The 24,098-nt window shown below is 45.7% G+C and carries 25 protein-coding genes; 11 read left to right on the top strand and 14 right to left on the bottom strand.

Annotated features, from left to right (window positions below; translation table 11 throughout):
• Window positions 1–89 precede the first annotated feature (89 nt).
• A complete protein-coding gene (locus IQ263_RS22075) occupies window positions 90–749 on the top strand; it encodes a hypothetical protein (protein WP_228050260.1) in 660 nt (219 codons plus the stop codon).
• A gap of 15 nt (window positions 750–764) precedes the next feature.
• Here the strand turns inward: IQ263_RS22075 and petJ are convergent, their stop codons facing one another.
• Window positions 765–1,142 carry a cytochrome c6 PetJ gene (gene petJ / locus IQ263_RS22070; RefSeq protein ID WP_194070307.1) on the bottom strand — a complete coding sequence of 126 codons (378 nt, stop codon included), beginning with the start codon at window positions 1,140–1,142 and terminating at the stop codon, window positions 765–767.
• A 74-nt stretch (window positions 1,143–1,216) separates the two neighbouring features.
• Window positions 1,217–2,704: a glycerol kinase GlpK gene (glpK, locus tag IQ263_RS22065; RefSeq protein WP_194070305.1), complete on the bottom strand. Its 1,488-nt coding sequence runs from the start codon at window positions 2,702–2,704 to the stop codon at window positions 1,217–1,219.
• Between the two features lie 506 nt (window positions 2,705–3,210).
• Between glpK and IQ263_RS22060 the strand changes: the two genes are divergently transcribed.
• The gene (locus tag IQ263_RS22060) at window positions 3,211–3,795 is read left to right on the top strand and encodes an endonuclease dU (RefSeq protein WP_194070304.1); all 585 of its coding nucleotides are present in this window, start codon (window positions 3,211–3,213) and stop codon (window positions 3,793–3,795) included.
• Window positions 3,796–3,908: 113 nt separating this feature from the next.
• Here IQ263_RS22060 and IQ263_RS22055 read toward each other — a convergent pair whose 3' ends face one another.
• Window positions 3,909–5,117 carry a hypothetical protein gene (locus IQ263_RS22055; RefSeq protein ID WP_194070302.1) on the bottom strand — a complete coding sequence of 403 codons (1,209 nt, stop codon included), beginning with the start codon at window positions 5,115–5,117 and terminating at the stop codon, window positions 3,909–3,911.
• A 395-nt stretch (window positions 5,118–5,512) separates the two neighbouring features.
• Window positions 5,513–5,677: a hypothetical protein gene (locus IQ263_RS22050; RefSeq protein ID WP_194070300.1), complete on the bottom strand. Its 165-nt coding sequence runs from the start codon at window positions 5,675–5,677 to the stop codon at window positions 5,513–5,515.
• A 274-nt stretch (window positions 5,678–5,951) separates the two neighbouring features.
• Here IQ263_RS22050 and IQ263_RS22045 point away from each other — a divergent pair, with 274 nt between their 5' ends.
• The 4 genes from IQ263_RS22045 to IQ263_RS22030 all read left to right on the top strand — a co-directional run bounded on the left by IQ263_RS22045 (window position 5,952) and on the right by IQ263_RS22030 (window position 7,851).
• Window positions 5,952–6,107 (top strand): hypothetical protein, encoded by a 156-nt coding sequence (locus IQ263_RS22045; RefSeq protein WP_194070298.1) that lies wholly within the window; start codon window positions 5,952–5,954, stop codon window positions 6,105–6,107.
• 70 nt (window positions 6,108–6,177) lie between these two features.
• Window positions 6,178–6,663, top strand: a complete 486-nt coding sequence (gene apcA / locus IQ263_RS22040; protein ID WP_194008983.1) for an allophycocyanin subunit alpha — start codon at window positions 6,178–6,180, stop codon at window positions 6,661–6,663.
• Between the two features lie 176 nt (window positions 6,664–6,839).
• On the top strand, window positions 6,840–7,325 hold the full coding sequence (gene apcB, locus IQ263_RS22035; RefSeq protein ID WP_006634930.1) for an allophycocyanin subunit beta: 486 nt from the start codon (window positions 6,840–6,842) through the stop codon (window positions 7,323–7,325).
• A gap of 322 nt (window positions 7,326–7,647) precedes the next feature.
• On the top strand, window positions 7,648–7,851 hold the full coding sequence (locus IQ263_RS22030) for a phycobilisome linker polypeptide (protein ID WP_006634929.1): 204 nt from the start codon (window positions 7,648–7,650) through the stop codon (window positions 7,849–7,851).
• A gap of 289 nt (window positions 7,852–8,140) precedes the next feature.
• Here IQ263_RS22030 and IQ263_RS22025 read toward each other — a convergent pair whose 3' ends face one another.
• Window positions 8,141–9,166 carry a zinc-ribbon domain-containing protein gene (locus IQ263_RS22025; RefSeq protein ID WP_194070296.1) on the bottom strand — a complete coding sequence of 342 codons (1,026 nt, stop codon included), beginning with the start codon at window positions 9,164–9,166 and terminating at the stop codon, window positions 8,141–8,143.
• A 271-nt stretch (window positions 9,167–9,437) separates the two neighbouring features.
• Here IQ263_RS22025 and IQ263_RS22020 point away from each other — a divergent pair, with 271 nt between their 5' ends.
• Window positions 9,438–10,658 (top strand): FtsW/RodA/SpoVE family cell cycle protein, encoded by a 1,221-nt coding sequence (locus IQ263_RS22020; protein WP_194070288.1) that lies wholly within the window; start codon window positions 9,438–9,440, stop codon window positions 10,656–10,658.
• Window positions 10,659–11,014: 356 nt separating this feature from the next.
• On the opposite strand, the gene IQ263_RS22015 is transcribed toward IQ263_RS22020, so the two are convergent.
• Entirely contained in the window at window positions 11,015–11,668 is a 654-nt protein-coding gene (locus IQ263_RS22015) for a Crp/Fnr family transcriptional regulator (RefSeq protein WP_194070286.1), read from the bottom strand.
• Window positions 11,669–12,458: 790 nt separating this feature from the next.
• Between IQ263_RS22015 and hslO the strand changes: the two genes are divergently transcribed.
• Complete coding sequence (hslO, locus tag IQ263_RS22010; RefSeq protein ID WP_194070284.1) at window positions 12,459–13,358, top strand: Hsp33 family molecular chaperone HslO; 900 nt, start codon at window positions 12,459–12,461, stop codon at window positions 13,356–13,358.
• A 253-nt stretch (window positions 13,359–13,611) separates the two neighbouring features.
• Window positions 13,612–15,678 carry a hypothetical protein gene (locus IQ263_RS22005; protein WP_194070282.1) on the top strand — a complete coding sequence of 689 codons (2,067 nt, stop codon included), beginning with the start codon at window positions 13,612–13,614 and terminating at the stop codon, window positions 15,676–15,678.
• A gap of 121 nt (window positions 15,679–15,799) precedes the next feature.
• Here IQ263_RS22005 and IQ263_RS22000 read toward each other — a convergent pair whose 3' ends face one another.
• The 5 genes from IQ263_RS22000 to IQ263_RS21980 form a co-directional block, all read right to left on the bottom strand.
• Window positions 15,800–16,555 carry a tRNA(His) guanylyltransferase Thg1 family protein gene (locus IQ263_RS22000; RefSeq protein ID WP_194070280.1) on the bottom strand — a complete coding sequence of 252 codons (756 nt, stop codon included), beginning with the start codon at window positions 16,553–16,555 and terminating at the stop codon, window positions 15,800–15,802.
• On the bottom strand, window positions 16,536–17,021 hold the full coding sequence (locus IQ263_RS21995; RefSeq protein ID WP_194070278.1) for an AAA family ATPase: 486 nt from the start codon (window positions 17,019–17,021) through the stop codon (window positions 16,536–16,538). Before IQ263_RS21995 ends, IQ263_RS22000 begins: the two co-directional genes overlap by 20 nt.
• A gap of 6 nt (window positions 17,022–17,027) precedes the next feature.
• Complete coding sequence (locus IQ263_RS21990; RefSeq protein ID WP_194070276.1) at window positions 17,028–17,501, bottom strand: TspO/MBR family protein; 474 nt, start codon at window positions 17,499–17,501, stop codon at window positions 17,028–17,030.
• 234 nt (window positions 17,502–17,735) lie between these two features.
• The gene (locus IQ263_RS21985) at window positions 17,736–18,317 is read right to left on the bottom strand and encodes a hypothetical protein (protein WP_194070274.1); all 582 of its coding nucleotides are present in this window, start codon (window positions 18,315–18,317) and stop codon (window positions 17,736–17,738) included.
• Window positions 18,318–18,356: 39 nt separating this feature from the next.
• On the bottom strand, window positions 18,357–19,682 hold the full coding sequence (locus IQ263_RS21980) for an RNA-guided endonuclease InsQ/TnpB family protein (protein WP_194070272.1): 1,326 nt from the start codon (window positions 19,680–19,682) through the stop codon (window positions 18,357–18,359).
• Between the two features lie 493 nt (window positions 19,683–20,175).
• On the opposite strand from IQ263_RS21980, the gene IQ263_RS21975 reads away from it, so the two are divergent.
• A complete protein-coding gene (locus tag IQ263_RS21975) occupies window positions 20,176–20,532 on the top strand; it encodes an FmdB family zinc ribbon protein (protein ID WP_333088660.1) in 357 nt (118 codons plus the stop codon).
• A 117-nt stretch (window positions 20,533–20,649) separates the two neighbouring features.
• Window positions 20,650–21,474 carry an NAD-dependent epimerase/dehydratase family protein gene (locus IQ263_RS21970; protein WP_194070270.1) on the top strand — a complete coding sequence of 275 codons (825 nt, stop codon included), beginning with the start codon at window positions 20,650–20,652 and terminating at the stop codon, window positions 21,472–21,474.
• A 106-nt stretch (window positions 21,475–21,580) separates the two neighbouring features.
• On the opposite strand, the gene IQ263_RS21965 is transcribed toward IQ263_RS21970, so the two are convergent.
• From IQ263_RS21965 to IQ263_RS21955, 3 genes are read right to left on the bottom strand one after another with little or no spacing between them, the layout of a single operon-like run.
• A complete protein-coding gene (locus IQ263_RS21965; RefSeq protein ID WP_194070268.1) occupies window positions 21,581–22,006 on the bottom strand; it encodes a hypothetical protein in 426 nt (141 codons plus the stop codon).
• A gap of 50 nt (window positions 22,007–22,056) precedes the next feature.
• On the bottom strand, window positions 22,057–22,707 hold the full coding sequence (locus tag IQ263_RS21960) for a response regulator transcription factor (RefSeq protein ID WP_194070267.1): 651 nt from the start codon (window positions 22,705–22,707) through the stop codon (window positions 22,057–22,059).
• Between the two features lie 10 nt (window positions 22,708–22,717).
• Window positions 22,718–23,914, bottom strand: a complete 1,197-nt coding sequence (locus IQ263_RS21955; protein ID WP_194070266.1) for a sensor histidine kinase — start codon at window positions 23,912–23,914, stop codon at window positions 22,718–22,720.
• Window positions 23,915–24,098: the final 184 nt, after the last annotated feature.

Raw genomic sequence — 24,098 nt, 5'->3', positions numbered from 1 at the left:
CTGTTTCGATGTAAAGAGATTTGGCGTGTTCGGTCAGTTTCATGATAGATTTTAGAGACATAAGATAGGCTGCACACTGAAATTATATTTTGACTATTATAGGATCAATCATTCTGTGGCGTTCTCTAACAGGAAATTATCGAGAAGGATATCAAGTATATGGGGAATTTCTGAAACAAGTAGCAAAATCGCAGCATCAAAGTTGCTTGCTGTTGACTAGCTGCGAAAAACCCAAAGAAATTGCAGCGTTAGAAGGTCAAAATCAATCTGTACGGTCATTAAAATTGGGTGGTTTGGGAGAGGCGGCTGTGGAAATCCTTAAAAACAAGGGTTTGTCTGAAGAATGTGAATACTCAGAACTGATAGAAGCATACAGCGGCAATCCTTTAGCGTTAAAAATAGTCACAACAACGATTAAGGATATGTTTGGCGGAAGCATTGCTAACTTTTTAAAAAATGGGCTATTTCTGGGAGATTATAGCGATACGTTATCTCGGCAGTTTAATCGCTTATCATCCTTAGAAATCCAGCTATTGCACTGCATGGCGAAAGAAGTCAAGCCTGTTGATATTGAACAATTGTGTTCAAATATTCAGCAAGATCGGGACTCAGATTTTTTTAAGACGTTGGAATCGCTTTTCAGGCGATCGCTAATTGAAACAGTCCCAGCAGAAACTGAAACCCTGTTCGCGCTTCAACCTGCGATCAAGAAATATCTGATGTCTGTGGCAAGATTGTCTAAGCCATAAATAATAACCGAGGTTCTATTTCCAATCAGTTTCAGCTTGGGATAGCACGTAGGCTGAAACATCGATAATTTGTTGTTCCGACAAACGATTTTTGTAAGCGGGCATAATACCTTTGCCGTTGGTTACTAAGTTGGAAATATTATCGAGGGAATCCATGTCATATTTTTTCAAGGCTTTTTGTTTTAAGTTTTTGCCGCGCCTGATAATGTTGCCGCCGTTGATGTGACAGCCGGCACAGTTGGCGCTGAAGACTTCGGCGGCGGTGGCAGTTTCGGGAGTTGTAGCTGGATCTGCGATCGCGATTTGGGAATTAGTAGCGATTCCTACAAATGCCAGTGTCAGTATTAATACAAAGGCGGTGAAGCTTTTTTTAAAATTATTTAGAGAAATCATCTATTGGCAATTTGAAAAATAGTGCAGGATTTCATGATATCACTAAATACGGGTTTTGGGGTTGACTCACCGATTCATTCTTCCCAGTCGAAGGTGCGGGTAACTGCTTTTTTCCAAAAGCGATATTTTTGCTCCCGAAGGGCGATCGGCATTTGCGGTTCCCAAATACAATCCACCGCCCAATTATCCCGCAATTGAGCTAATTTACTCCAAAAACCCACCGCCAAACCAGCCGCATAGGCTGCGCCCAAGGCAGTAGTTTCTGCTACCACAGGCCGCACCACAGGCACTCCCAAAACATCGCTCTGAAACTGCATCAGCGTACTATTTCCCACCATGCCACCGTCTACTTTTAAAGACAAAAGCTGCACAGCAGAATCCTGATTCATAGCATCCAATATTTCCCGCGTTTGCCATGCTGTCGCTTCCAATACTGCGCGGGCAATATGTGCCTTAGTCACGTAGCGAGTTAAACCTGCAATTACTCCCCGCGCGCTGTCTTGCCAATAGGGCGCGTAGAGTCCAGAAAAAGCCGGCACAATGTAAACTCCGCCACTGTCTTCGACAGTATTTGCTAATGTTTCTACTTCTGCAGATGTGTTGATGATGCCCAAATTGTCCCGCAGCCACTGCACTAATGCTCCGGCGATCGCAATACTGCCTTCGAGAGCATACACAGCGGGCGATTCTCCCATCTTGTAGGCAACAGTTGTCAGCAACCCTTGCTTTGAAGGGACGATCGCCTCACCAGTATTCAGCAGCATAAAACAGCCCGTACCGTAAGTATTTTTCGCCTCCCCAACATTGAAACAAGTTTGCCCCACCAGAGCAGCCTGCTGATCGCCCAAAGCAGCAGCAATTGGAACACCATCTAACAATCCTTTTGCAGTGCCAAAAATGTGACTAGAAGGGCAAATTTCTGGCAGCATACAGCGGGGAATTCCCATTATTTCCAAAGTTTCAGCATCCCAATCGAGGGTTTGCAAATTCATCAACATCGTGCGGCTAGCATTGGTAACATCAGTAACGTGCGCGCCGCCGGTGAGGTGCCAAATTAGAAAAGAATCGACAGTACCAAAAATCGCCTCGCCTCGATTTGCCACTTCCCGCAAGCCTGCGATATTATCCAACATCCACTTGATTTTCGGCCCGCTAAAATAAGTAGCCAGCGGCAAACCGCATCGCTCTCGAAATCGATCTTTGCCCTCAACTTCTGCTAAGCTAGTACAAATTTGGTGAGTGCGGGTATCTTGCCAAACAATCGCATTTCCGTAAGGTTTACCAGTTTTTCGGTTCCAAACAATTGTCGTTTCGCGCTGGTTGGTAATGCCGAGGGCCGCAATATCTTTGGGGTCGATTTTGCCTAGTTCGAGGGTATTTTTAATGACGCTTTGGGTGCGCCGCCAAATTTCATCGGGATTGTGTTCAACCCATCCCGGTTGCGGATAAATCTGCTGGTGTTCTTGTTGGTTGCTGCCAATTATCTGTCCCAGGCGATCGAATACAATAAACCTGGTGCTAGTTGTTCCTTGGTCGATCGCTGCTACGTATTTTTTTCTCAATTATTTAAAACCTTTTTAAGTAGAAGTTGTTAGTTGTTATTGGTTATTTGTTATTGGTTAGTTGTTATTGGTTATTTGTTGGTTGGTAGGGGCGGTGGATGGTGCGTGCCCGCCCTCTGAGTTCTTAGTTGGTAGTTGTTAGTTGGTAGGGGCGGTGGATGGTGCGTGCCCGCCCTCAGTTGTTAGTTTTTAGTCATTAGTCATTTTACCCGCTGGCGAAGTCGAAGGTTAGTCATCAGTCATTAGTCATTAGTCATACAAAGGAAGAAGGAACAAGAAGAAGGAAGGATTCATTATTCATCAGTCACAAGAAGGAAGCCCTTCGGCTTCGCCAGCGGGTAAAAAGAAGACATAAGAAAAAAGAAGACATAAACAGCAAGCTTTTGAGCGATATGTATTTTAGGTTTGGTTAAGTCAATTTACTTAGCGTTCGAGTCTTTAACGTCTATGATAATATGTAAAAGTCAAATTAATCTAAAAATTTTTAGTTTAGGGAAGTCCCTACTTTGAAACTAGCAGAATTGCTCAGACTCGATCGCACAATTAAGGTTATTGGCTTTGACGACGCTCCATTTTCTCGTACCAGCGGCGGTCTGGTGTCCGTCGCCGGAGTAGTCTGCGGAGGCACCAGATTTGAAGGAATGGTGTGGGGACAAGTCTTCCCAGACGGATTAGATGCCACTGATGCTATTTGTCAGCTACTGCTAGGAGGCAAATTTCTGCCGCAATTGCATCTCGTTTTGCTAGACGGAATCGCTTTCGGCGGCTTCAATATTATTGACCTTCGGGAGTTAGCATCGCGGCTGCAAATTCCTTGCGTTGCTGTGATGCGCCGCCAACCAGATTTAGCTGCTATTGAAAAAGCCCTCGGCTATTTACCCGACTTGGAATACCGTTTAGAATTGTTGCGTCGGGCGGGAAAAATTTATGCTTTTGAACCTTTCTTTTTTCAGGTATGCGGCGAACAACCGGAAGTAATCGCGCTGGTACTCCAGCGTTTGACTGATACTGGTAAGGTTCCTGAAGCTTTGCGTTTGGCTCATTTGATTGGTGCGGCGGTTATTACTGGTGTTAGCGGTAGTTCTGCTTGAATTTATTATGGGCTATTTGATTGATCTGAAGTCAAAAAGGTTGGTAGTGAGGAATGCGAGTCCGCTAATTTGGATGCGGACTCGCATTCCGAACGATCGAACCAAATAATGATTTAGCTTCTGACAATTTCGCCCTCAATTTCACCGAATTCGATTTTAGTTCCCAAGGCTAAAGTTAGGGTGCTTTCAGGTTCAATCATTTTTATGTCGCCTTGAATGTCTGTGGCCCACCAAGTGCGATCGCCCAAATTAGTCAATCCCAACGAAAGCTGGTCTTTTGAACGAGAATTAACCAGCGCTACAACACCATTAGACGCAGTAGCTGTTAAACTAGGGATGTCCGATGTTAATAGCTGAGTTCCCGCAGTCAGAGGCATCACTCGACTTCCCAATTTCAGAAAAAATTGACCGTTGTTAGAAGAATCGGCTGGGGATTTGTGTGATATAATAGTCTGGCTGACAGGAGGCGAACTTGCAGCGGGCAAGTCAGAGTTTCCGACGGTAATTGTACAGTTTCCGATTCTCTTTTGGTCGCCCGATCGCAAATAACTCACCGCCCCGCTATCGACATTCTCGCAAGCAATTTGACCTGCTTCCAATTGAAACCGCATCGCTAAGGGCGAAACACCAGGAATATAAATAATAGACAAATTTTCATCGCTCCCAAAAGTCACCGGTTCGGCACCAACAGTCAGAGTGCGATTCGCTCCATTATCGTAACTAATTACCAGCCAAGCTTTGTTAAACAAAGTTTCGGCTACAACCAACATAATTCCAATCCAAAAGCCGATCGCAGCACAGCCAGCTAAACGGCCCGCCACACCGGATAAATTGTAAGCAAACAGAATAAACAAACAACCGCCCAAAAGCCCGCCAACACCGCCACCTCCCGCGCCGCGCAGCAATCCCAAATTAGGAATTCGTTTAGAAAGTCCAAGTCCCAACAAACTGCCGGCTATTCCCCAGCAAATTACTCGCAATATTTCGTTTTCGCCGTCGCCAATTCCGCTAAAAATTCCCTCGGCGATCGCTCCAGAAATTGCCCCTGTTATTAAACCAAATAATCCGCCATTTTTTAAAGCTTGTTTAATTTGGGGCTTGCCTTTAATATAGTAATAATAGCCGAGCATAATCGCAGTAGCAATTCCGCCACCTACCAATCCAAACCAGCGAGTTGTGGACAATACACTGTCAAAAACAGATGTTGAATTATTGAGCCGCTGCATGAAAGGTTCGGTGATGAGATTGCCGGCAAAACCGCCGACAGCACCGCTAATCCCAAACTGCAAAGCTTTTTTAATGGCTGATAGATTTCTTTTCACGGCGCACCTGAATTATAAAGTGAGAGTCAATCGATTTTAGATTTTAGATACTTCGGCTTGCTTCGGCTACGCTGGCTCACAAGTCGCTCAGTACGAGTTTTAGATTTTAGATTTGGTTGGGGGAGCATCTGTAGTTTTGTATTTTTAGCGAGCTGTGGCGATCGCCAGCCTTCCAAAAATAGTTATGGTAAAAGCGAGATGCTCCGTAATATCATGTCCGGTCTACGCTCGTCACAAAAACAGTCCGCAGGCTCGATCCAATTTTATCGTTGTCAATTGACCGGAGATGGCATTACTTGCAGCTCCGTCAATGTGGGATTCTGACTTCGATCTAAAATTTTAGGTCGATCGCGACGAGTGTCGGGGGCTTGTCTCCGTTTTTGGCAGGGTCAAATTTAGCTACAAGCCAGAAAGTCACCATTTCCGATCCGCACCAGTCGCCACCCTGTCTCCTCCCCGTCTCCCGCACCTTTTTTTGAGACAGAAGTCTCCGATCCTCGCGACGCCGCCTTGGGGACAAACCAGTCCCTAGAGCGATCGCCTGCAACCTTTGCTACCAAATAATTTTAGCGATTTTTTTGACTGTCAAATTTGCACCAGTCAGAGCCCAACCGGGGCCCCAATATGAAAAGGAATGTTACAAACTATTACAGTAACACTCAGAATGTGAACATAATGCCTCAAAATACTTGCGAGAGGTAGTTGCGTCAGACAAGCAATATTCTGACTAACTGCCCGACAGTTACTCGATCGCCACTTAGCGATCTGCTGCAATCTCGATCGTAGATTTAAAGATCGCATCAGTCATTTGTGGTATTCTAAGCGACAGGCACTGTGCGGGCACCAGCCAAGCGCACCGGCGTGAAGAACCAGCGCCGTCAAACACCGAAGGCAGTCACCAGCCAGCAAATTCAACACTTGCTAGCTCTGGAAAGTCCGCCCTTCCCCGTCAAAGCTCCTGCCACCAGCGAAGCGAAAGGTACGGGATGAAAGCGCCCGCCGCCGCTAGCTCAACGCAGAGCAGTTCGCAATTGCAAAATATCCAGCGGGTACACACAAGATGAGTATCGTCACCAAATCAATCGTCAACGCAGATGCCGAAGCTCGCTACTTGAGCCCAGGTGAATTAGATCGGATCAAGAGCTTCGTCACATCTGGTGAACGCCGCGTCCGCATCGCCCAAATTTTGAGCGAATCCCGCGAACGCATCGTCAAGCAAGCCGGCGACCAACTTTTCCAAAAGCGCCCTGATGTTGTTTCTCCCGGCGGCAACGCTTACGGCGAAGAAATGACCGCAACTTGCTTGCGCGACTTGGATTACTACCTGCGTTTGATCACCTACGGAGTAGTAGCTGGCGACATTACTCCGATCGAAGAAATCGGTATTGTCGGCGTCCGCGAAATGTACAACTCTCTCGGAACCCCGATTGCAGCCGTAGCCGAAGGCGTCCGCGCTATGAAGAGTGCAGCTTCCTCGCTGCTGTCTGGAGAAGATGCTTCCGAAGCTTCCTCTTACTTCGACTACGTTATCGGTGCGATGCAGTAAGGAATTTTGATTTTTGATTTTTGATTTTTGATTGAAGAATCGGGGGTTGCTGACAGCAAGCTAAAAGCTTTTGCAGATAACCAACCACTTAAAAATCTGAAATCCCCAATCCCAAATCCCAAATTCTAGCTCCAAAATTGGACTGACTCAGCCACTTTCTAGGAAACAAGACAACCATGCAAGACGCAATTACCGCCGTAATCAATTCCTCTGACGTTCAAGGTAAGTACCTTGACATCAGCGCATTAGACAAGCTCAAGAACTACTTCGCTTCTGGCGAACTGCGCGTCCGCGCCGCTACCGCTATCAGCGCCAATGCAGCCACAATCGTCAAAGAAGCAGTTGCTAAGTCTCTGTTGTACTCAGACGTAACTCGTCCCGGCGGCAATATGTACACCACACGTCGTTATGCAGCTTGCATCCGCGACTTGGACTACTACCTCCGCTACGCCACCTACGCCATGCTAGCTGGCGACCCTTCCATCCTCGATGAGCGCGTGCTCAACGGTTTGAAAGAAACCTACAATTCCTTGGGCGTGCCCATCGGTTCTACCGTACAAGCAATCCAAGCAATGAAAGAAGTCACCGCCGGTTTGGTTGGTTCTGACGCTGGTAAAGAAATGGGCGTCTATTTCGACTACATCTGCTCTGGCTTGAGCTAAATCGAAGGAAAAAGGAAGAAGGAAGAAGGAAGAAGGAAGAAGGAAGAAGGAAGAAGGAAGAAGAAGGAAGAAGGAAAAAAATTATTTTTTGCCTCTTTAAACTTTTAACTTTAAACTTTTAACCTTAAACTTTTAACTTTGGACTTGTTACCTTTAGCTTTCAAAGAGGTCAGGGAAGTTACGAGTGATTGCTAGACCGTCAAAGGCCAGTCGAGAAAGCCCGACAAGTTTTAACGAGCTAGTTTTGACTCCTAACTCCCTGACTTCAATCTTTTTAAAATCCATCTAAAAATCTGTAAACCTACTCAGGAGTTAGTTTCCCATGAGAATGTTTAAAGTGACTGCTTGCGTCCCCAGCCAAACTCGCATCCGCACTCAGCGCGAATTGCAAAATACCTATTTTACTAAGCTGGTTCCCTATGACAACTGGTTCCGGGAACAGCAAAGAATTATGAAAATGGGCGGCAGAATTATTAAAGTGCAATTGGCTACTGGTAAGCCCGGAGCTAATACTGGTCTACTTTAAGATCCGAGAATGGATTTGTAGAGGGCAAGAGGTCGATCGCGGCCTCTTTTTTTGTTTGTTATAGCAGATGTTGAAGGAAGAAGACCGATCTTATCTAGGAGAGAATGGAAATTCAATAAAATTAATGGTTTCAGCAATTGAAAATGTCCGGCTGCACCGGGAGTGAATAATTCAGACTAGCCTGCATTATTCATGAGAATAAAAGCAGAAAATAAAGTTTAAGCAAAAAGGAAGAAATATTGTGGAATTAGTATTCCTCCATCTCTACTCAATTATTGCTCGCGAAACTTTACTTCTTTCTAGGATTCTCTTTACCGCGTTGACGCTTATCTGTTCCATTACAAACCCTGCAACCTGTATTTCCCTTTGACCACCGATTTACTGTCAAAACAATGCTTGACTGCCATACACTGCCATCATGCGGACACCTAAACCATGCTATCTTATTGCTTCTAAGAGTTATTTCTGATGGTTTAATACCTAGCTCATTATTTTTCTCATAGTCCCAATATTGGGAGATTAGTTCAGAATATACTTCAGTTAGAGCGGGATGTCTCTCTGGCTTGTTCTTTCTTCCAGCACACTTAGGACATCCACTAGATCCTCTATTCCAACTTGTAGTAATATCTTTTGTCTTTTTCTGCCACGAGTTTCCATCAATTGGGCATTTAAACCAAACTAATACAATTGACGACTTTGCGTTCACATCTTCAGGTTTGAGAGAGCCGTTTTTATCATTGTCCCACAATTGTGCAACACGTTCGGGATAGAGTGTAATTATGCTTTTGGCTAACCGTTCTTGCCTCTTTTTTTCTGCTTTTTCTTTTTGAGCTTGTTTTTGAGCTTGTTTTCTTTCTGTCAAATACTCATGAAAGGCAGGATTAAATTTTAGAATTTGACGCACTCTCTCCGTAGTTATTTTATACTGAACTCCAATCTCTAGATAGGTTAAGCCTTGCTTGTACAGTTCGAGCATTGCCTTACTCTTGGCGAGCTTTGCTTGCGTTTGAGTCCGATCTATTGATTGCTGGTGCTTCTCTTGTATCTCTTCCGCTACTTTTTGTAGGTGTTCCGCTACTTTTTTTCCTAGGTGACTCAGGTGTATTTCATTGTTTTGCTTTTGTGTTAAACCTTTTTCCTCAAGAGCGTTAAGAGCTCTTAAATTTCTTAAGTAGACATTATTTGTGGCATGCTCCACTAAATTTTTAGGAGGCTCGGACAATACCCATACTCCCTCATTGACTCGCAGTGGATACTGACGCAGTAAATCAAGAAGCCCAATCTCTCTACTATTGAAGTTTTCTGCTGCTGACAAAAGGTGAATGTCTGACATATGGCACTTGTACGCAAACGCTAATTTACAGTTTAACTTGTCTGAAAACAATGTGTGACGATCTAAACAATAGCGCCAATTGCTTCACAAACAAAAGCAGTCTGGCAGTCAATATATTTAGTCGCTTGCATTGCCGAAAAATCCCCACCAATCATATAATAGCGAACAGATTAATGCGTATTAATGCGTAAATTAACCAATCTGGTACTTTAGCCATCTTTGTTAAAATTTATTGAGATCGTTCTAAAATCCTATGGCTAATGACATTCGACGCTTCATTCCGTTTTTTGACCCCAGGGCGTCGCAATGGGGCGCTGAGGCCCGGTGGCTCAGGTGGCTGACTTTTTTGTGGCTGTTTGTAGGGCTGACAGCATTGTTTTCGGCTTCCTATCCCATTGCAAATTCTGAATTTGGAGACGGCCTTTACTATTTTAAACGACAGCTCATCGCAGTGGCGATCGGGCTGGCAGGTTTTAACTTAATGGTATACTCCCCCCTGCGTTACCTGCTCAAATCAGCTCAGTTGGGCATTTTGTTGCTGCTGGGATTGCTCTGGTTGACCTTAATTCCGGGAGTGGGAACCACCGTCAACGGGGCGACTCGCTGGATATCTCTGGGCCCGGTGCCGATTATTCAACCTTCGGAATTGATCAAGCCGTTTTTTGTACTCCAAAGCGCCCGCATTTTCGGCAACTGGCCCCGGTTGACAAATAAAGTTCGCCTTAGTTGGCTGTTAATTTTCGGCGCAATGCTGTTGGGAATTTTGTTGCAGCCAAATTTGAGCACCACGGCTTTGTGCGGGATGACTTTGTGGTTGGTGGCTTTGGCGGCGGGCTTGCCTTACTTGCAGTTGGGCGCAACGGCTGTGGGGGGTATGATGTTGGCGGTTTTAAGTATTAGTTTTCGGGAATATCAGCGCCGCCGGATTATGTCTTTTCTCAATCCTTGGGCCGATCCGATGCAGGATGGCTATCAGTTGATTCAAAGCCTGCTAGCTGTGGGTTCTGGGGGGATTTGGGGTGTTGGTTTGGGGATGTCGCAGCAAAAGTTATTTTATTTGCCGATTCAGTACAGCGATTTTATTTTTGCTGTGTTTGCTGAGGAGTTTGGTTTGGTGGGAGGTTTCTCGCTGTTGCTGATGTTGGCGGCTTACGCTACTGTGGCTTTGAGGGTGGCGACGAGGGCCCGGAATATTGAGAGTCAGTTGGTGGCGATTGGGGCGATGGTGGTGATGGTGGGACAGTCGCTGCTGAATATTGGGGTGGCGACGGGGGTTTTGCCGACTACGGGTTTACCGCTGCCGTTTTTTAGTTACGGGGGCTCATCCATGGTAGCGAGTTTTTTGTTGTCGGGGTTGCTGATTCGGGTGGCTAGGGAGACTTCTGAGGCTGATGTTGTTTCTTTGGAGGGACGCAGAAAGATGCCTGGAAAGCCTAAGTTGCGATCGACCAATGGCAATGCACAAACCGAGTAATTTGTCAAATCATTTGCTGGAAGCGCAGGTAGCTAGAAACCGGGTTTTTTAACCCAAATATTTGCTTAAAACCGCAATCTTGGTAAAAAACCCGGTTTTTGCCTCCAAGACTATATTTATTTCCGCCCGTCACCCTTATTTGGCGGTTCTTCTTGTTCTTGAGGTTTAGCTGTGATGTCAATTAATTCTTTTTTGTCTGGTTTTGGTGTTTCTTGAGTAGAGTTAGCCATTGAATTTCTTCCTAAATAGATGCACCGCTTAATTATATCTTTTCCGGCTACAAATCTATGGGTCTAGATAGCGGGAGCAAGAGCAATACAAATAATTCTCAGGTAGATGCAAATTCCTGTCCCTTGCTACACTCCTTGAGGATGGCAGCCAAACAAATCCGAGGTAGAGGCAAAAACATCTTTGTTAAGTATTAAATGCCGATCGCCATCTCGACTAATTAACCCCTGCTGCTGCAATTTTCCCAGCATTCGCGTTACTGTTACCCGCGTCGTACAAATAGCATTAGCAATATCTTGATGAGTCAAGCGGATGCTCAAACGAGTTCCCTCAACCACAGGCTGACCGAAGTCCTGTTGCAATAATAGCAGGAGCTGATACAAACGGTGATCTACTCGCCGCACTCCGGCGATCGCCAAAATTGATTCCATTTGCCGCAGCCGCCGAACCATTTGAGGCAGCAACTCCTGAGCCAATTGAGGAGAAGCTTCGATTTCCACCATAGAATACCAAATCAAATAAACATCAGATGTCGCCGTAGCTCGGTAAGTCTGCAAATTTGTCAACCACAAACCGAAGCACATCGAAGGCCCAACCCAACCCAAAAGTCCTTCTTCCCCGGTTGGATAAAGCGTACTCAGTTGTGCTAAGCCTTGACAGACGCGCCAAAGTCCTTGAGACATCAAAGGAATGGTTTCGCCCTTGGCATAAAAATGCAAGTTTCGAGTCGCTCCTGTGTTATGCTGGACTTCCGCTAAAAGTGCTTTATATGTTGGTGGCATATCCGTTATTTCCAGCTAAAAAACATTAGTGTCAGACCTACGCATCTGACTCTAGCTTGCCAAGGTAAAGGTTTGGCGATCGCCAGGTTAGCGGTAAGATAAGCTTTAGTTGTTAGCTGTTAGTTGTTGGTTGTTGGTTGTTGGTTGTTAGTTGTTAGTTGTTGGTTGTTAGTTGTTGGTTGTTAGTTGTTGGTTGTTAGTTGTTAGTTGTTGGTTGTTGGTTGTTAGTTGTTGGTTGTTAGTTGTTAGTTGTTGGTTGTTAGCTGTTAGTTGTTATTTGCTAGGGGCGGTGGATGGTGCGTGCCCGCTCTCTCAATTGTTAGTTGTTCGTTGTTGGTTGTTAGTAATTGTCACTTGAATGACTGCGGGCGGGAGCGAAAAAAAATGCACTTGTTGTGCTGGATTTTTCAATAAATATTTATTTCAAAACAACTAATAAGTGGTTTTATATGCTTATTTATATGGCTCGCGGTATGGTTCCCCCTAGGTATAGAGATTATATCAAATTCGTTATGATCGGAATAGTAAATTCACTGTTAACTGTTAACTATTAACATCATGTATGAGTGCAACCGGAATTGATATTATGTGGCAATGAATGTATTTTTAATAATTAATCAGACTATTTGTTAAAAAATAGTAGATGAAGGTTTTACCTTTAAAAATACGGGAGTTGTGAAGTTCGATCGCCCTTCAATACCGGTCGAGTCTGCTGCTCCCTGCTGCGACAACCTTCAAGAGCTTCTAAAATAGTTGAAGGAAGTATCAAAAGAGAAAAGTAAGGTTTTTCATGGCCGATCAATTAATTCGCGCGAAAGCAGCAGATGGCGGAATTCGGGCTGTAGGCGTCATTACCACCCGTCTGACTGAAGAAGCAAGAGGGCGACACAACCTCTCCTACGTGGCTACAGCCGCCCTCGGACGCACGATGTCGGCGGGGCTGTTACTCGTATCCAGCATGAAGCGCCCCGAATCGAGGGTCAACATTCGCATCAAAGGAGATGGGCCGCTGGGCGGACTTCTGGTTGATGCGGGACTTGATGGCACGGTTCGAGGTTATGTGAGCAATCCCACAGTGGAATTGCCGCCCAATGCCAAAGGTAAACTCGATGTCGGCGGGGCCATCGGTGAGGGCTATTTGTACGTGGTGCGGGATGTTGGATACGGGTTCCCTTACTCAAGTACGGTAGAATTGGTTTCCGGCGAAATTGGCGACGATCTGACTCACTATTTGGCAACCTCGGAGCAGACTCCTTCGGCTATGGTTTTGGGGGTTTTTGTCGGGGCGGGCGGTGTGCAAGCGTCTGGGGGCGTGCTGTTGCAGGTGTTGCCGAAGGCTGCAGCGGACGAAGAACTGGTGCGAACTCTAGAATCTAGGGTGGCTGCACTGTCGGGCTTTACGCCGCTGTTACGATCGGGCAAAACGCTGCACCAGATTCTCGAAGAGTTACTGGGTGATATGGGGCTAGAAATTTTCCCGGAAACTCAGATGGTGCGCTTTCACTGCGGCTGTTCGTTCGAGCGAGTTTTGGGAGCTCTCAAAATGTTGGGCGAAGCGGAACTCCAAGACATGATCGAAAAAGATGGCGGGGCTGAGGCTACTTGCCATTTCTGCAACGAGGTTTACAAAGCTAACAGCGACGAATTGGCTGAACTGATTGGCGATTTGCGCTCTGACTCCGGTTCTTGAGACGATAATGTGTAATTGGCTCTATTGAGTGCGAGTTAGGGATGACGGCCTTGACCAATTGCCAATTACGCATTATCAATTACCTAATCGCAAAATTAAAATTTTGGCAGTTTGGGGATCGGCCCAAAGCAGTCTTGGGCCGACGGGAGTATGTAAAAGTAATGAATACATTCTATAGAGCAGTAGATAGCAGCGATCGCAGTTTTGAAATAATTAAGACAGGCTGGTTGCTGTTTGTGGTGAGCGGAGATTTATGAGTCAAGATCGCAAAACACCAGACCATTGGTCTGCATCAGAATCCTTCGAGTCAAAAAAGGATACTTCCTCGCTAGTGCCAATTCCCGCCAGGAAAAACCGCGCTGAGCGACTTAAAGAAATCCGTGAGTTGGTGACTTCGGGAAAACAGCCGGGAGGGTATCTGGAACAGCGGCCCAAAGAGTCTGGGGAAAACTGGCAGCCGGAGGAACATAATCCTTTGTGGCGGAGGTGGTCGAAGAACTGGCAGTTTTGGCTGGCGGTGAGTTTGATACTGTCGGTGGGTATGGGGTTTGTGGCAATTGCGTCTTTGCTCAACTTGACTGCGGAGTCGAATTGCTCGAAGGTTTTTTGGCCGACGGCTTCTGCTAACGATCGCTTTTTTTGCGCTCAAGAAGCAGCTAGCAAGCGGACGGTGGATGATTTGCTGCGGGCGATCGAATTAGTGAATGCTTTGCCGTCAGATCACCCCCTGCGACCGAGAATTAACGGTCAAATCGATCGGTGGTCGCAGGATATTCTCAAGTTGGGAAATGCTAGATTCCAAGAAGGGAAGCTGGAGGAGGCGGTCGCGATCGCCCGCAAGGTTCCTCAAAACGTTCCCGCTTACCCGGCGGTGGAAAAGCAGATTCAACAGTGGCAGTCGATATGGAACGATGCAGAGAAAATTTATGCTGCCGCAGTCGCCTACTTGCGTCAGGAAGAGTGGGGCCAAGCTTTCCGCCAAGCTAATCTGCTGTTGGATACGGGAAATACTTTCTGGGAATCGACTAAGTACGAAGAACTGACTCAGGCAATTGACACGACAAAGGCTGAAGGCAATAAGTTGATTAAAGCCCGAAATACAGCCTCGGAGGGAGGGCTGGACAATCTGGTGACGGGTATTAAGCTGGCTCAGGGAATCGATCAAAACAGTTATTTGTATCAGGCTGCCAATAAGCTGATCGCGGAATTTAGCAAAAAAATTCTGGATATCGCCCAAAAACGCTTGCAGGCCGGCGATTGGCAGGAGGCGGTCGCGATCGCTAACAAGATTCCAGATGCGGCAAATTTAAAAGCACAAGTTGAGGATTTTAACCAGTTGGCGAGTGCTACGGCTCAGGCTTTGACTGGCTCGGTTGAGGGTTTGTCTAAGGCGATCGAGATTGCTCAAAAGTTGAAGGACGGTCGCCCTTTGTACAAACAAGCTGCTGATTTAATCGGCCGCTGGCAGCAAGAAATTGCTGATGTGAAAACTTTGGATGTGGCAAGCAGGCTGGCGGCGCCGGGAGGAGTGAAGGATTTGAGGGCTGCGATCGCGCAATTGCAAACAGTCCCCCAATCAAATCCCCGTTCCGGGGAAGCTCGCACTCAAATTATTAACTTGAGCCGTCAAATCGAGCTGCTCGAAGACAGTCCGTACCTGCAAAGAGCTAACGATTTGGCGAGCGCGGGCGATCCGAATTCTCTGGAGGCCGCCGTGGCTCAAGCTTCTCGGATCGGTCAAGGTAGGACGCTTTACCGGGAAGCTCAAACCAAAATTCAAGCTTGGATCGAGAGAAGACAGCGCCTTCAAGACCAGCCGTTTTTGGATAGAGCTCAGCAGCTAGCAGCAAGCGGCAATTTGGCGGGGGCAATTGAGATGGCCCGCCGGATTCGATCGGGAAGGGTGCTTTATGAGGAAGCTCGATCGAACATTCGGACTTGGCAGGCTCAATTTTTGGGCGAACAAGGTTTGCAGAGCGCCCGTCAGGCCGCCATACCGGGGACTGCTGACGCTTTGGAAACGGCAATTTCCCTTGCTCTTCAGGTACCAGAGTCGAGTTCGCTCCGCTGGCAGGCGAGTGAGGCGATTGATGAGTGGAGCCAGCGGATTTTGGCGCTTGCTGTGGAACAGTCGTCGTCGGATCTGGCTGGGGCGATCGCCACTTTGAAGAAAATTCCCTCGGGAGCTCGGGCTTTTGAGCAAGCGCGATCGCAAATCAAAGTTTGGGAAGAGTCCCTGAATCCTCCGCCTGCCGAATCTCCGGCGGTGGCTCCCGATCCACCGGAAACCGAGCCTCCGAGCCCGTCTCCGAGTCCCTAGGTTAACTTCTTGCCAGACTTTGGGCAGGGGGTTTAAACCCCCATCTCAAAGCTTGCATTCGGTTAAAACCGACCGAGCATTCATCAATTGCCACTAGATTTAACAAGATATCCTTGGCGAGTTAATGGTCAACATTTAAAAATTGGTAAATAAATTCTTTGTATTCCTCTTTCATGGGCAGCTCTTCATCGACTTTGAGTCGTCGCCGCACTGCCACAACTTCTTTGCCTTCGATCGGGTTATAACCTGGTTGATCGTATTTTTCCCAATACAATCCCGTTCCCCGGCGCTGCCAAGCCGGCAGTTCGTTAAAATTAATTCCGTTTTGAAACAGCAATTCGTTTTTGAAAGCCACCGATTGTTTGTCTAATATAATTGTTGCATTTTCACCTGTTTCGCCATTTTTTCGCAGCATCCAATAACTCCAGCCATTCAAAGCGCAGCGCGCTGCATCTGCTTGGCGCCATAGAAAATAATCTACTACTTGCGATTTGTTCGCTGCGGAACAAATGCGGGTGTCAAAATTGACTGTTGTTTGGGCGGCACAAGTGAAAGTTGCACTGGCAATACTGGCAGAAATAGAGACAATTTTTTCTAAGCTGCGGTCAAATAAATCCCAATCTGGAGGAAACAAAACTGAGATTTCGTCACTTTCGGTATAAGCGTAAATGCCGCCTAGTTCTGACAGGAGCGCTTTGGCGGTTTCCACCATTAGTTCGTGGAATTTTAAGTCGAAAGGCTTATCAAAACTTGAGGAAGTAAATTTTGAAAAACTGCGGCCGTCGGCGCGAATTACTGTGTGAGTTTCCGGCAATAAACGCAAGCTATGAAAGTATTCTAGCTCCCGCATTTTTTTTTCAAATATCTGATTGTCCATGAATAACTTCCTCTGCTGGCCAGGTTTTTATGTCTAAGTTAAAGTTGTCTGCTATGCGGACGGAAAACAGCCGATCGAACCCTTCGTCGTAACTGGGCACTACCATTTTTTTTATAGTAGCATAAATTGCTATGTCTGGAACTTGAGATTTGCCCGATCGCTTTTGATTTCTAGCTAAACAGTCGCTGACTATTGATTCAAAGTAGTAACCGATGATTTGGGCATGATAGGTGCGACCGATATCAATCAGCGGTCTGCGATCGAGAACTGCGGGATTGGTGTTATCAATCGCGACTGAATGACCTGCTTGGAGTGCATTTTCAATTAATTGAATTTGTCGGCGCGATTTATTTCTATTGTTTCGCATTAAATCTTTGCTGACCAAAACGTGCGTTGCAGCTAAATAGTCGCGGCAAAAGGTGCTTTTTCCTGATGCTTGCAATCCCATTAAAATGACTAATTCCATGAAAGGCTAAACATCCGCCGGATTCAGGTGCATCATCGCCCAAGTCGTGTAAGTGCCGATCGGACTCCAGAGTATGTAAGGTAGCAATAACAGGGCCGCAGGCTGGGAAACTTGCAACACGCTTAAAGCTAGTATTACGCTTAAAATAGCGCCCGTTCCGCCGATGATTGTGCCGACTTTTAGGCTCTTAAGTTTGCACATCACAGATGTATAAGATATGGTTACTATTTCTAAAAGCAGGTACAAACCCATTCTCAGCCAAGTCTCCTGAGTTCCCGGTTCTTTTTCCCAAACAATCACTGCTGACCAAGCTGCACAAATAAAAATTACTGTCCAAATGATGGGAATTGCTTTTTCAAATACTAGCCATTTCGGACGCTGCAAGCGGTTGAACCACTTAATGTCGCTGGGCGAGAGCAAGTTAGCCAACAGTGCTACCGCAAAGGCGACACCTCCAATTACCATCCAAGATTTAATCATTTGTCTACCTTTGGTTAGATTGACGGTTGAGATTCAACTCTGATTTTATGTAGATGTGGCACAAAATACATCTCTCTCCAGTCTTAAATTTACAATAATTTAAAGGTGAATTAGAATTGTCAAAAACAGCAAATTTATTACTTTCCTGCTGCTGGCGCACAACTTAATTATGTAGGGCGAAGCACACCGCACCCTACCGCTATAAGTAGCGTTTCACCTGGCAACTTTTCCAGGCTAGCCTAGCCGGTGATGCTGTTCTAGTTCTAAACTAGAGTCATCATCTTTTCTGGGGACTAGAAGCGTATTTTCGCTGCTCGGTTGCAATACGGCTTTAATCACTTGCAGAAAACGGTTGGGTTTTTTAGCTTGACCGTTGAGAGCGCGGCGGTCTTTTACTTTTTGAGAAAGGTGTCGCATCACTGATAAATCTAGTTCGTCGATGAAATGGTCTGCTATACGTTCTCCCATTAAATCAACTGCTTCAGAATACTGTTCTTTCAGCATTTCTATGGCATCGTATGCTTCGTCAGCAACTTGAGTTGCTACTGTTTTATTGCGATCGCCCGATGTGTCGGAATTGCTGCGACGGCGGTCTAAAAGACTTTGATATTCACCAATGCTCATTCCCAAATTATAAATGTGGTGGTGAGCGTGATCCATCAAATCTACTTCGCCGGGATAGAAGAAACCGCGAGTGCTGTTGATACCGTGCAGTTTTGCCCAACGCCGCAGAATTGTCTCGTCTTGCAGTTGGTATCTCTCCAACATTTGAGCTATGTTGAGCTCTACTTCTGGTGTAACTTTGAAATCGCTCATCGGTAAACCCTCGCTGGTGAGTAGATGAATAAACGTCAATTACCCGTCATCAATCGGGATACCGATATGATGAGGGCTTGTATCTACGCTCCACCGCAATTCTGAAAACCTTTGCAGGAGATCAGCTTTAGTTTCATCGCGCGACACATCGGGGGATACTGACAAGCTCCCCGTACTCGTCCAGTCTTGCCGAACGAGCAACGTTCTTAATGCAATATTTCTGCTTCCCACCAAATCAGCGTGTAATTCATGCCCACAACATTCACAACGAAACATTAGCCCCTTGTTCGATCGATTAGCCTTCGAGGTATGCCCACACTTAGGACAACTCTGAGAAGTATAATGTGCTGGAACTTTAGTTGCTAGGCTGCCAATCAAATTAGCTTTGTAGTCGATATAGCCATGCAATTCGGCAAATGACCATTTAGCTTTGTTTCGATTAGCCCTACGCTGTTTCTTGCTTGCCGAATTGCCAGACTTGGATTTTGTTCTATCACGGATTCCAGTCAAGTTTTCTAGTCCAATCAAGCTGTTAGGCTTGGCAACTTCTTTACTGATTTGGTGGTTCACATCAGCGATAAACCGTCTCTCCCGTCCTGACAAAGCGATTAGTCGTCGCTTCGCCGAACGGGTGTCTTTACGCTGTAGACTTCTTCGAGCCTTCTGATATTGATTGGCTTTGTGTCGAGATGAAGCGCCAGAGTAGAATGCAGACCTATTGTTTAAATCTGTTTCTACTGCCAAATATCTCATCCCAACATCAACACCAGAAATTCGGGTAATACTTGTTGGGTCGATGTCCGGTAGTTCTATTTCAAGACTTACCATTAAATAGTAAATCTTGGAAGAACGCTGGTAGACTATCTTTGCTGCACCAATATTGGGACAGACTTTGATCAAATCTAAATGCTTATTCCAACCCTCGTAAGGCACAACAATTCGACCGTTTAACGTTCCGATACTGACCTGTTGATCGGACTTAAACGTGTAATCTCGCTGATAATTCAAGGTCACAGTCCGAGATGCGTATTTAGGAGCTTTATCAAGCCCCTTGAAGCGCTTCTTGGTGTATCCCTTTTTAATAGCTTCGTTGTTCTGTTTAAGCTTGGTTGACAAGGATTTAAAGGTTGCCGCCACCTGTCTAGGTACGTTGCACGCCATCTGTGCACCTAGTTTGAACTCGGAGCGCAGGTGGGTATAGACGAGTTTTTGTAATTTAGTGCCATTATTAGACTTACTATTGCCGAAAGCAATCATGGCAGTATAGTTCAAAGCATCACGGTAAGCCAGCGCAGTATCACGCACCGCCAACTTCTGTTCGGCGGTAAGATTCAACCTTAGCTTTGCGGTGATAACTTGGCTCATGGGTTCACTAAACTCTAAGATAAATATAACTCGTGAAGTTTGAGAAAGCAACCACTTCGTAACAAATCTTGTTCGTTCACTCATGCACCGCATCGAGAGTCGAACGCTGCGCTGATCGATTCAATATGCGGTGCAATCACAAGCCTCACGCGCTTGTCCGACCCGCCACCAACCGAGGCGGTATGGTGGGAGAATCCTGCTGTTATAGTTGAAATCTAAAATGTGTTATTTGGGTGCAGTCTGAAATTGACGATCGCTCTTTTGACTGCATTTAGGGAAGTCTTGCAGGCATTTGCTAACCGTCGATCGAGCGATCGCGCGAGACGATTTCACGGTAGGGTACTTTTGGGCTCGGTCTCGATCGTATCCGGGAGCAACAGCACAGGGTTAATAATATAGCTGATTTCGTGTTTCAACAACCCTTAAAAATAGTAAATTTTATTTTTTGGGCTTGAACATTTAGTAATGTTGAGCTATAATACTCATTGTTACCGTGCAATTAATAATTTTAGTAGTAGCCAACGAGATTTTTAGTATGCCTGTCTACGATTATTTTTGTTCAAAAAACAACCAGCAGTTAGAAGTTTCGCACAGCATGAATCTGGAAGTTTCGACTTGGGGCCAACTGTGCGAGTTGGCTAAGTGCGAACCCGGAGATACTCCCGCAGATGCTCCGGTGCGCCGTTTGCTGAGCGCTCCAAGGTTGATGAAGCCGACATCCGACACCGATTATAAAAATTCTGGTTTCAGCAAGTACGTGAAGCGGGATGAAGGAGTTTATGAAAATGTCACGGCTAAGGATGGTGAAAGCCGTATTGTGAATCGAGAAGGTAAGCCGCTTAAAAACTGAAAAATCCCAACTAATCCAGTTTGTAATGATGGCTTCAGGTGCGATCGTTCTGACTGACTAATCGATCGCCAAAATCGGTAATAATTTGAGATGGAATGATACAAGGGAGAATTTTTTATGAAAGTGGCGATCGTCGGCTGCGGCTATGTGGGTACTGCGACAGCCAAACATTTACGCGCTAAACCCGATTGTACCGTGACGGCGACAACTACGACGGCGAGCCGAGTCAGTGAATTGGAGGCTGTCGCCCAGCGGGTAGCTGTAGTTAAGGGAAATGATGCAAGTGCGATCGCCAGTTTACTGCAAGACCAAGATGCTGTTATGCTGTGCGTCGGCGCTCGAAATTCTAGTGCTTATCGAGAAAGTTACTTAGAGACGGCGACAACTTTGGTATCAGTTTTGCAGCAGATACCGACGGTTAAACAGGTGATTTATACGGGTACTTATTCTGTGTATGGCGATCGACAAGGTAAACTGGTAAACGAAGAATCGCCCGTGGAGCCAGCCAATCCCAACGGTGAAATTCTCGCCGAAACAGAACGAATTTTATTAGCAGCATCCAGTCCAAATCTTCACACCTGCATTTTTCGTTTGGGTGGCATTTACGGGCCTGGGCGAGAATTAGTTAAAATCTTTGGAGGCTGGGCTGGAACCACTCGTCCGGGTAGGGGGGAAGATGCTACAAATTGGGTGCATCGGGATGATATTGTTGGGGGATTAACCTTTGCTTTGGACAATCGATTGCAGGGAATTTACAATTTAGTTGGGGATGTGTCGCTGTCGAGTCGCGAATTGCTCGATCGCATTTTTGAACGTCACAATCTGCCAAAAGCTACTTGGGATGGAAGTCCTAGCGTGCGGCCTTATAATGCGAAGGTGTCGAATCAAAAGATTAAGGCTGCTGGTTATCAATTCATCCATCCTGAAATTAGAGAGTATTAAATGCAGTCCTTAAACACACATTAAACACAATTGCATTCAGGCGATCGCTCTTTTTTCAATTATCTGCGGTTAACTGGTCGATCGAATATTTGTGCAAAAAGCTAGCTTATTGCGTATGTTTGGCGATCGCTTTTGCTACAGATATAAGCTGATCCTGAGTTAAATCATCCCCAGGATTTGCCACGGGGCCCCAGTTTGTATAACGAGTCGATCGGCCTGCACCTACTTCCGCAAAGACTCGAATAGATTCTAAGTTGCCGCGAGTCATTTCAAAATAAGTATAGGTAGCTCCCCAACACAGATATTTGTTAGTAATTCCTCCGATTCTTCCACTACCTAAATCCAGAGTTTTTACCAGCGGCACAGAAACAGTAGTTTGACAACTTTTGTCATAATAAGAATAAGCTACCGGAGCATTTTCATTGTATTTATAGTTGGTTGCAAATGTTGCTAATTCTGAGGGAGTCATCGCCAAACAAGGGGTTCCGGCAGACAGAAAAACAATTGCAGTAGTTAATAGTTTTGAAAGCATCGCATTTCAATATTTTAATTATAGAAACCATCATACATTACTATCAGGTCTCATGAGATTTTGGGATTAAATAGTGAATGAGCTAATAGCGCCGCTTGAGTTCGATCGCGTAAATTCAATCTACTCAAAATATTTGTTACATAGTTTTTGACTGTATTTTCTGACAAAAATAAGGTTTGAGCAATTTCTCGGTTATTTGCACCTGAAGCTATTAAACGCAATACTTCTAATTCTCGGGGAGTGAGTTGCTCTAATTCTGGCGGCAAAACCGCCGGGGAATTAGTTACCGCAGGTGTCATCAGGGCTTTTTCAAACAATCCGGGGCCTAGTTGGGTGTGTCCTTTATAAACAGCGCGAATTGCTAGGGCTAATTCGTCGGGTTCGGTGTCTTTTAGCAGGTAGCCTTTGGCACCCATTCGCATTGCTTTGCTGACATATTCATCGTCGTCAAAGGTGGTTAACACCAGGACTTTTGTGTCGGGATAGGATTTGGCGATCGCCTCGGTTGCTGCTACGCCGTCCATCACGGGCATCCGAATGTCCATCAGTACGATGTCGGGCGCTAAAATTGGGATTTGGGCGATCGCCCGCTGTCCGTTTTCTGCTTCACCGATTACTTGCATATCTGAATTGGACTCTAACATACTTTTGAGTCCTTGACGAATAATATGCTGATCGTCTACTAGCAATATTCTAATCATATTATCAACCCTAAATATTTTGAGAAGGCAAAGAAACTGAAATTCGGCAACCGTTTTCTGACTCGCTGTAAATGGAAAATTGACCGCTCAGCGCCGCCACTCGTTCTCGCATTCCTTGCATTCCAAATCCTGTAGTATTCTGGGCCGGATCGAAGCCTTTGCCGTTGTCAGAAATCGACAAATGAATCAGTCCTGCCTGTTGCTGCAATTTAACTATGACGAGCGTTGCTTGGGCGTGTTTGTGAATATTGGTCAGCGATTCTTGCACAATACGGTAAAGCGTGATATTCATTTCTTGAGATAAACTAACAGGTAAGTTAATTGAGTCAGAAATTTCGCTACCCGTCATGCACTTAAAGTCTTGGAGCAGTTTGTTAATCGCACTTTCCAGCGATAATCCCTGCAAAGGATTCGATCGCAATACAGAAACAGATTTGCGAATTTCTAACAATGCTTCTGAACCGAGTTGTTTGGCTTGTTTCAGAAATCCCAGGGCTTTTTCATCCTCGGAATTCCAGAACAATAGGGCGTTATTGAGCTGAATTGTTTGAGCTGCAAGGGTGTGTCCCAATCCGTCGTGGATGTCGCGAGCAATGCGGTTGCGTTCCTGCAATGTTGCTTGATCTTCTATTCGCAGTGCGTAGTGGCGCAGTTGTTGGTGAGTCACCGCTAGTTTGTCGTGGGCAATTTCTAATTCCTCTCGGCTTTGACGTTCGGCAATTAAGGCATTGATTAATAGCAAGGCAAATACTAAGGTCAACCCAAATAATAACACGTTGCTCAACCGCCATTCCCAAACTGTGGAAATGACTTTTTCTGGTAAAATTGGTTTGAACAACAGCAGCGAAGTATAGGACACCATTGCTAAACTTAAGACTGCTATCTGTCCGGGCTGCCGGAAAATTAGGCAACTCCGCATCAGCAAAACGAGAAACAGCAAAAAGCTCGATCTGCTGGATAATCCTTGTTGGACTATTGGTAGGAAAATTAATCCAAATTCGAGGGCGGTGAATAAAACTTTTTTGCGTAAGTTAACTGTTGGTAAACGCAGCCCGATGATGCCGAAAAGTGCGATCGCCCCCACGCGCCATATTAGCGACTGCAGCGACTGAAACTGATGCAGCATTTCTATCACTGCGGCCGTCGCTAGCAGCAGCCACTCCAAATAAAGCAACAAACGAAAGGACGGATAGTTTAGCCGAATCATAGAACTTTTTCCCATCAATATCTGAAGCGATTCAAGCAATCGCAATGATTTAATTATAGATGGTATTTTGGAGTCAAAGAACATATTATTTTCCCTAGGGTGAAGGAAGTTCGTCACCGGATGTCATGGATGGATGTTGAAGGAATTGGTAATTGATAATTGATATGTGGTAATTGGGCAATTC

The sequence above is a fragment of the Tychonema sp. LEGE 06208 genome (assembly GCF_015207505.1).
Classification (GTDB): domain Bacteria; phylum Cyanobacteriota; class Cyanobacteriia; order Cyanobacteriales; family Microcoleaceae; genus Microcoleus.
This window is presented reverse-complemented; position numbering and strand designations above follow the sequence as displayed.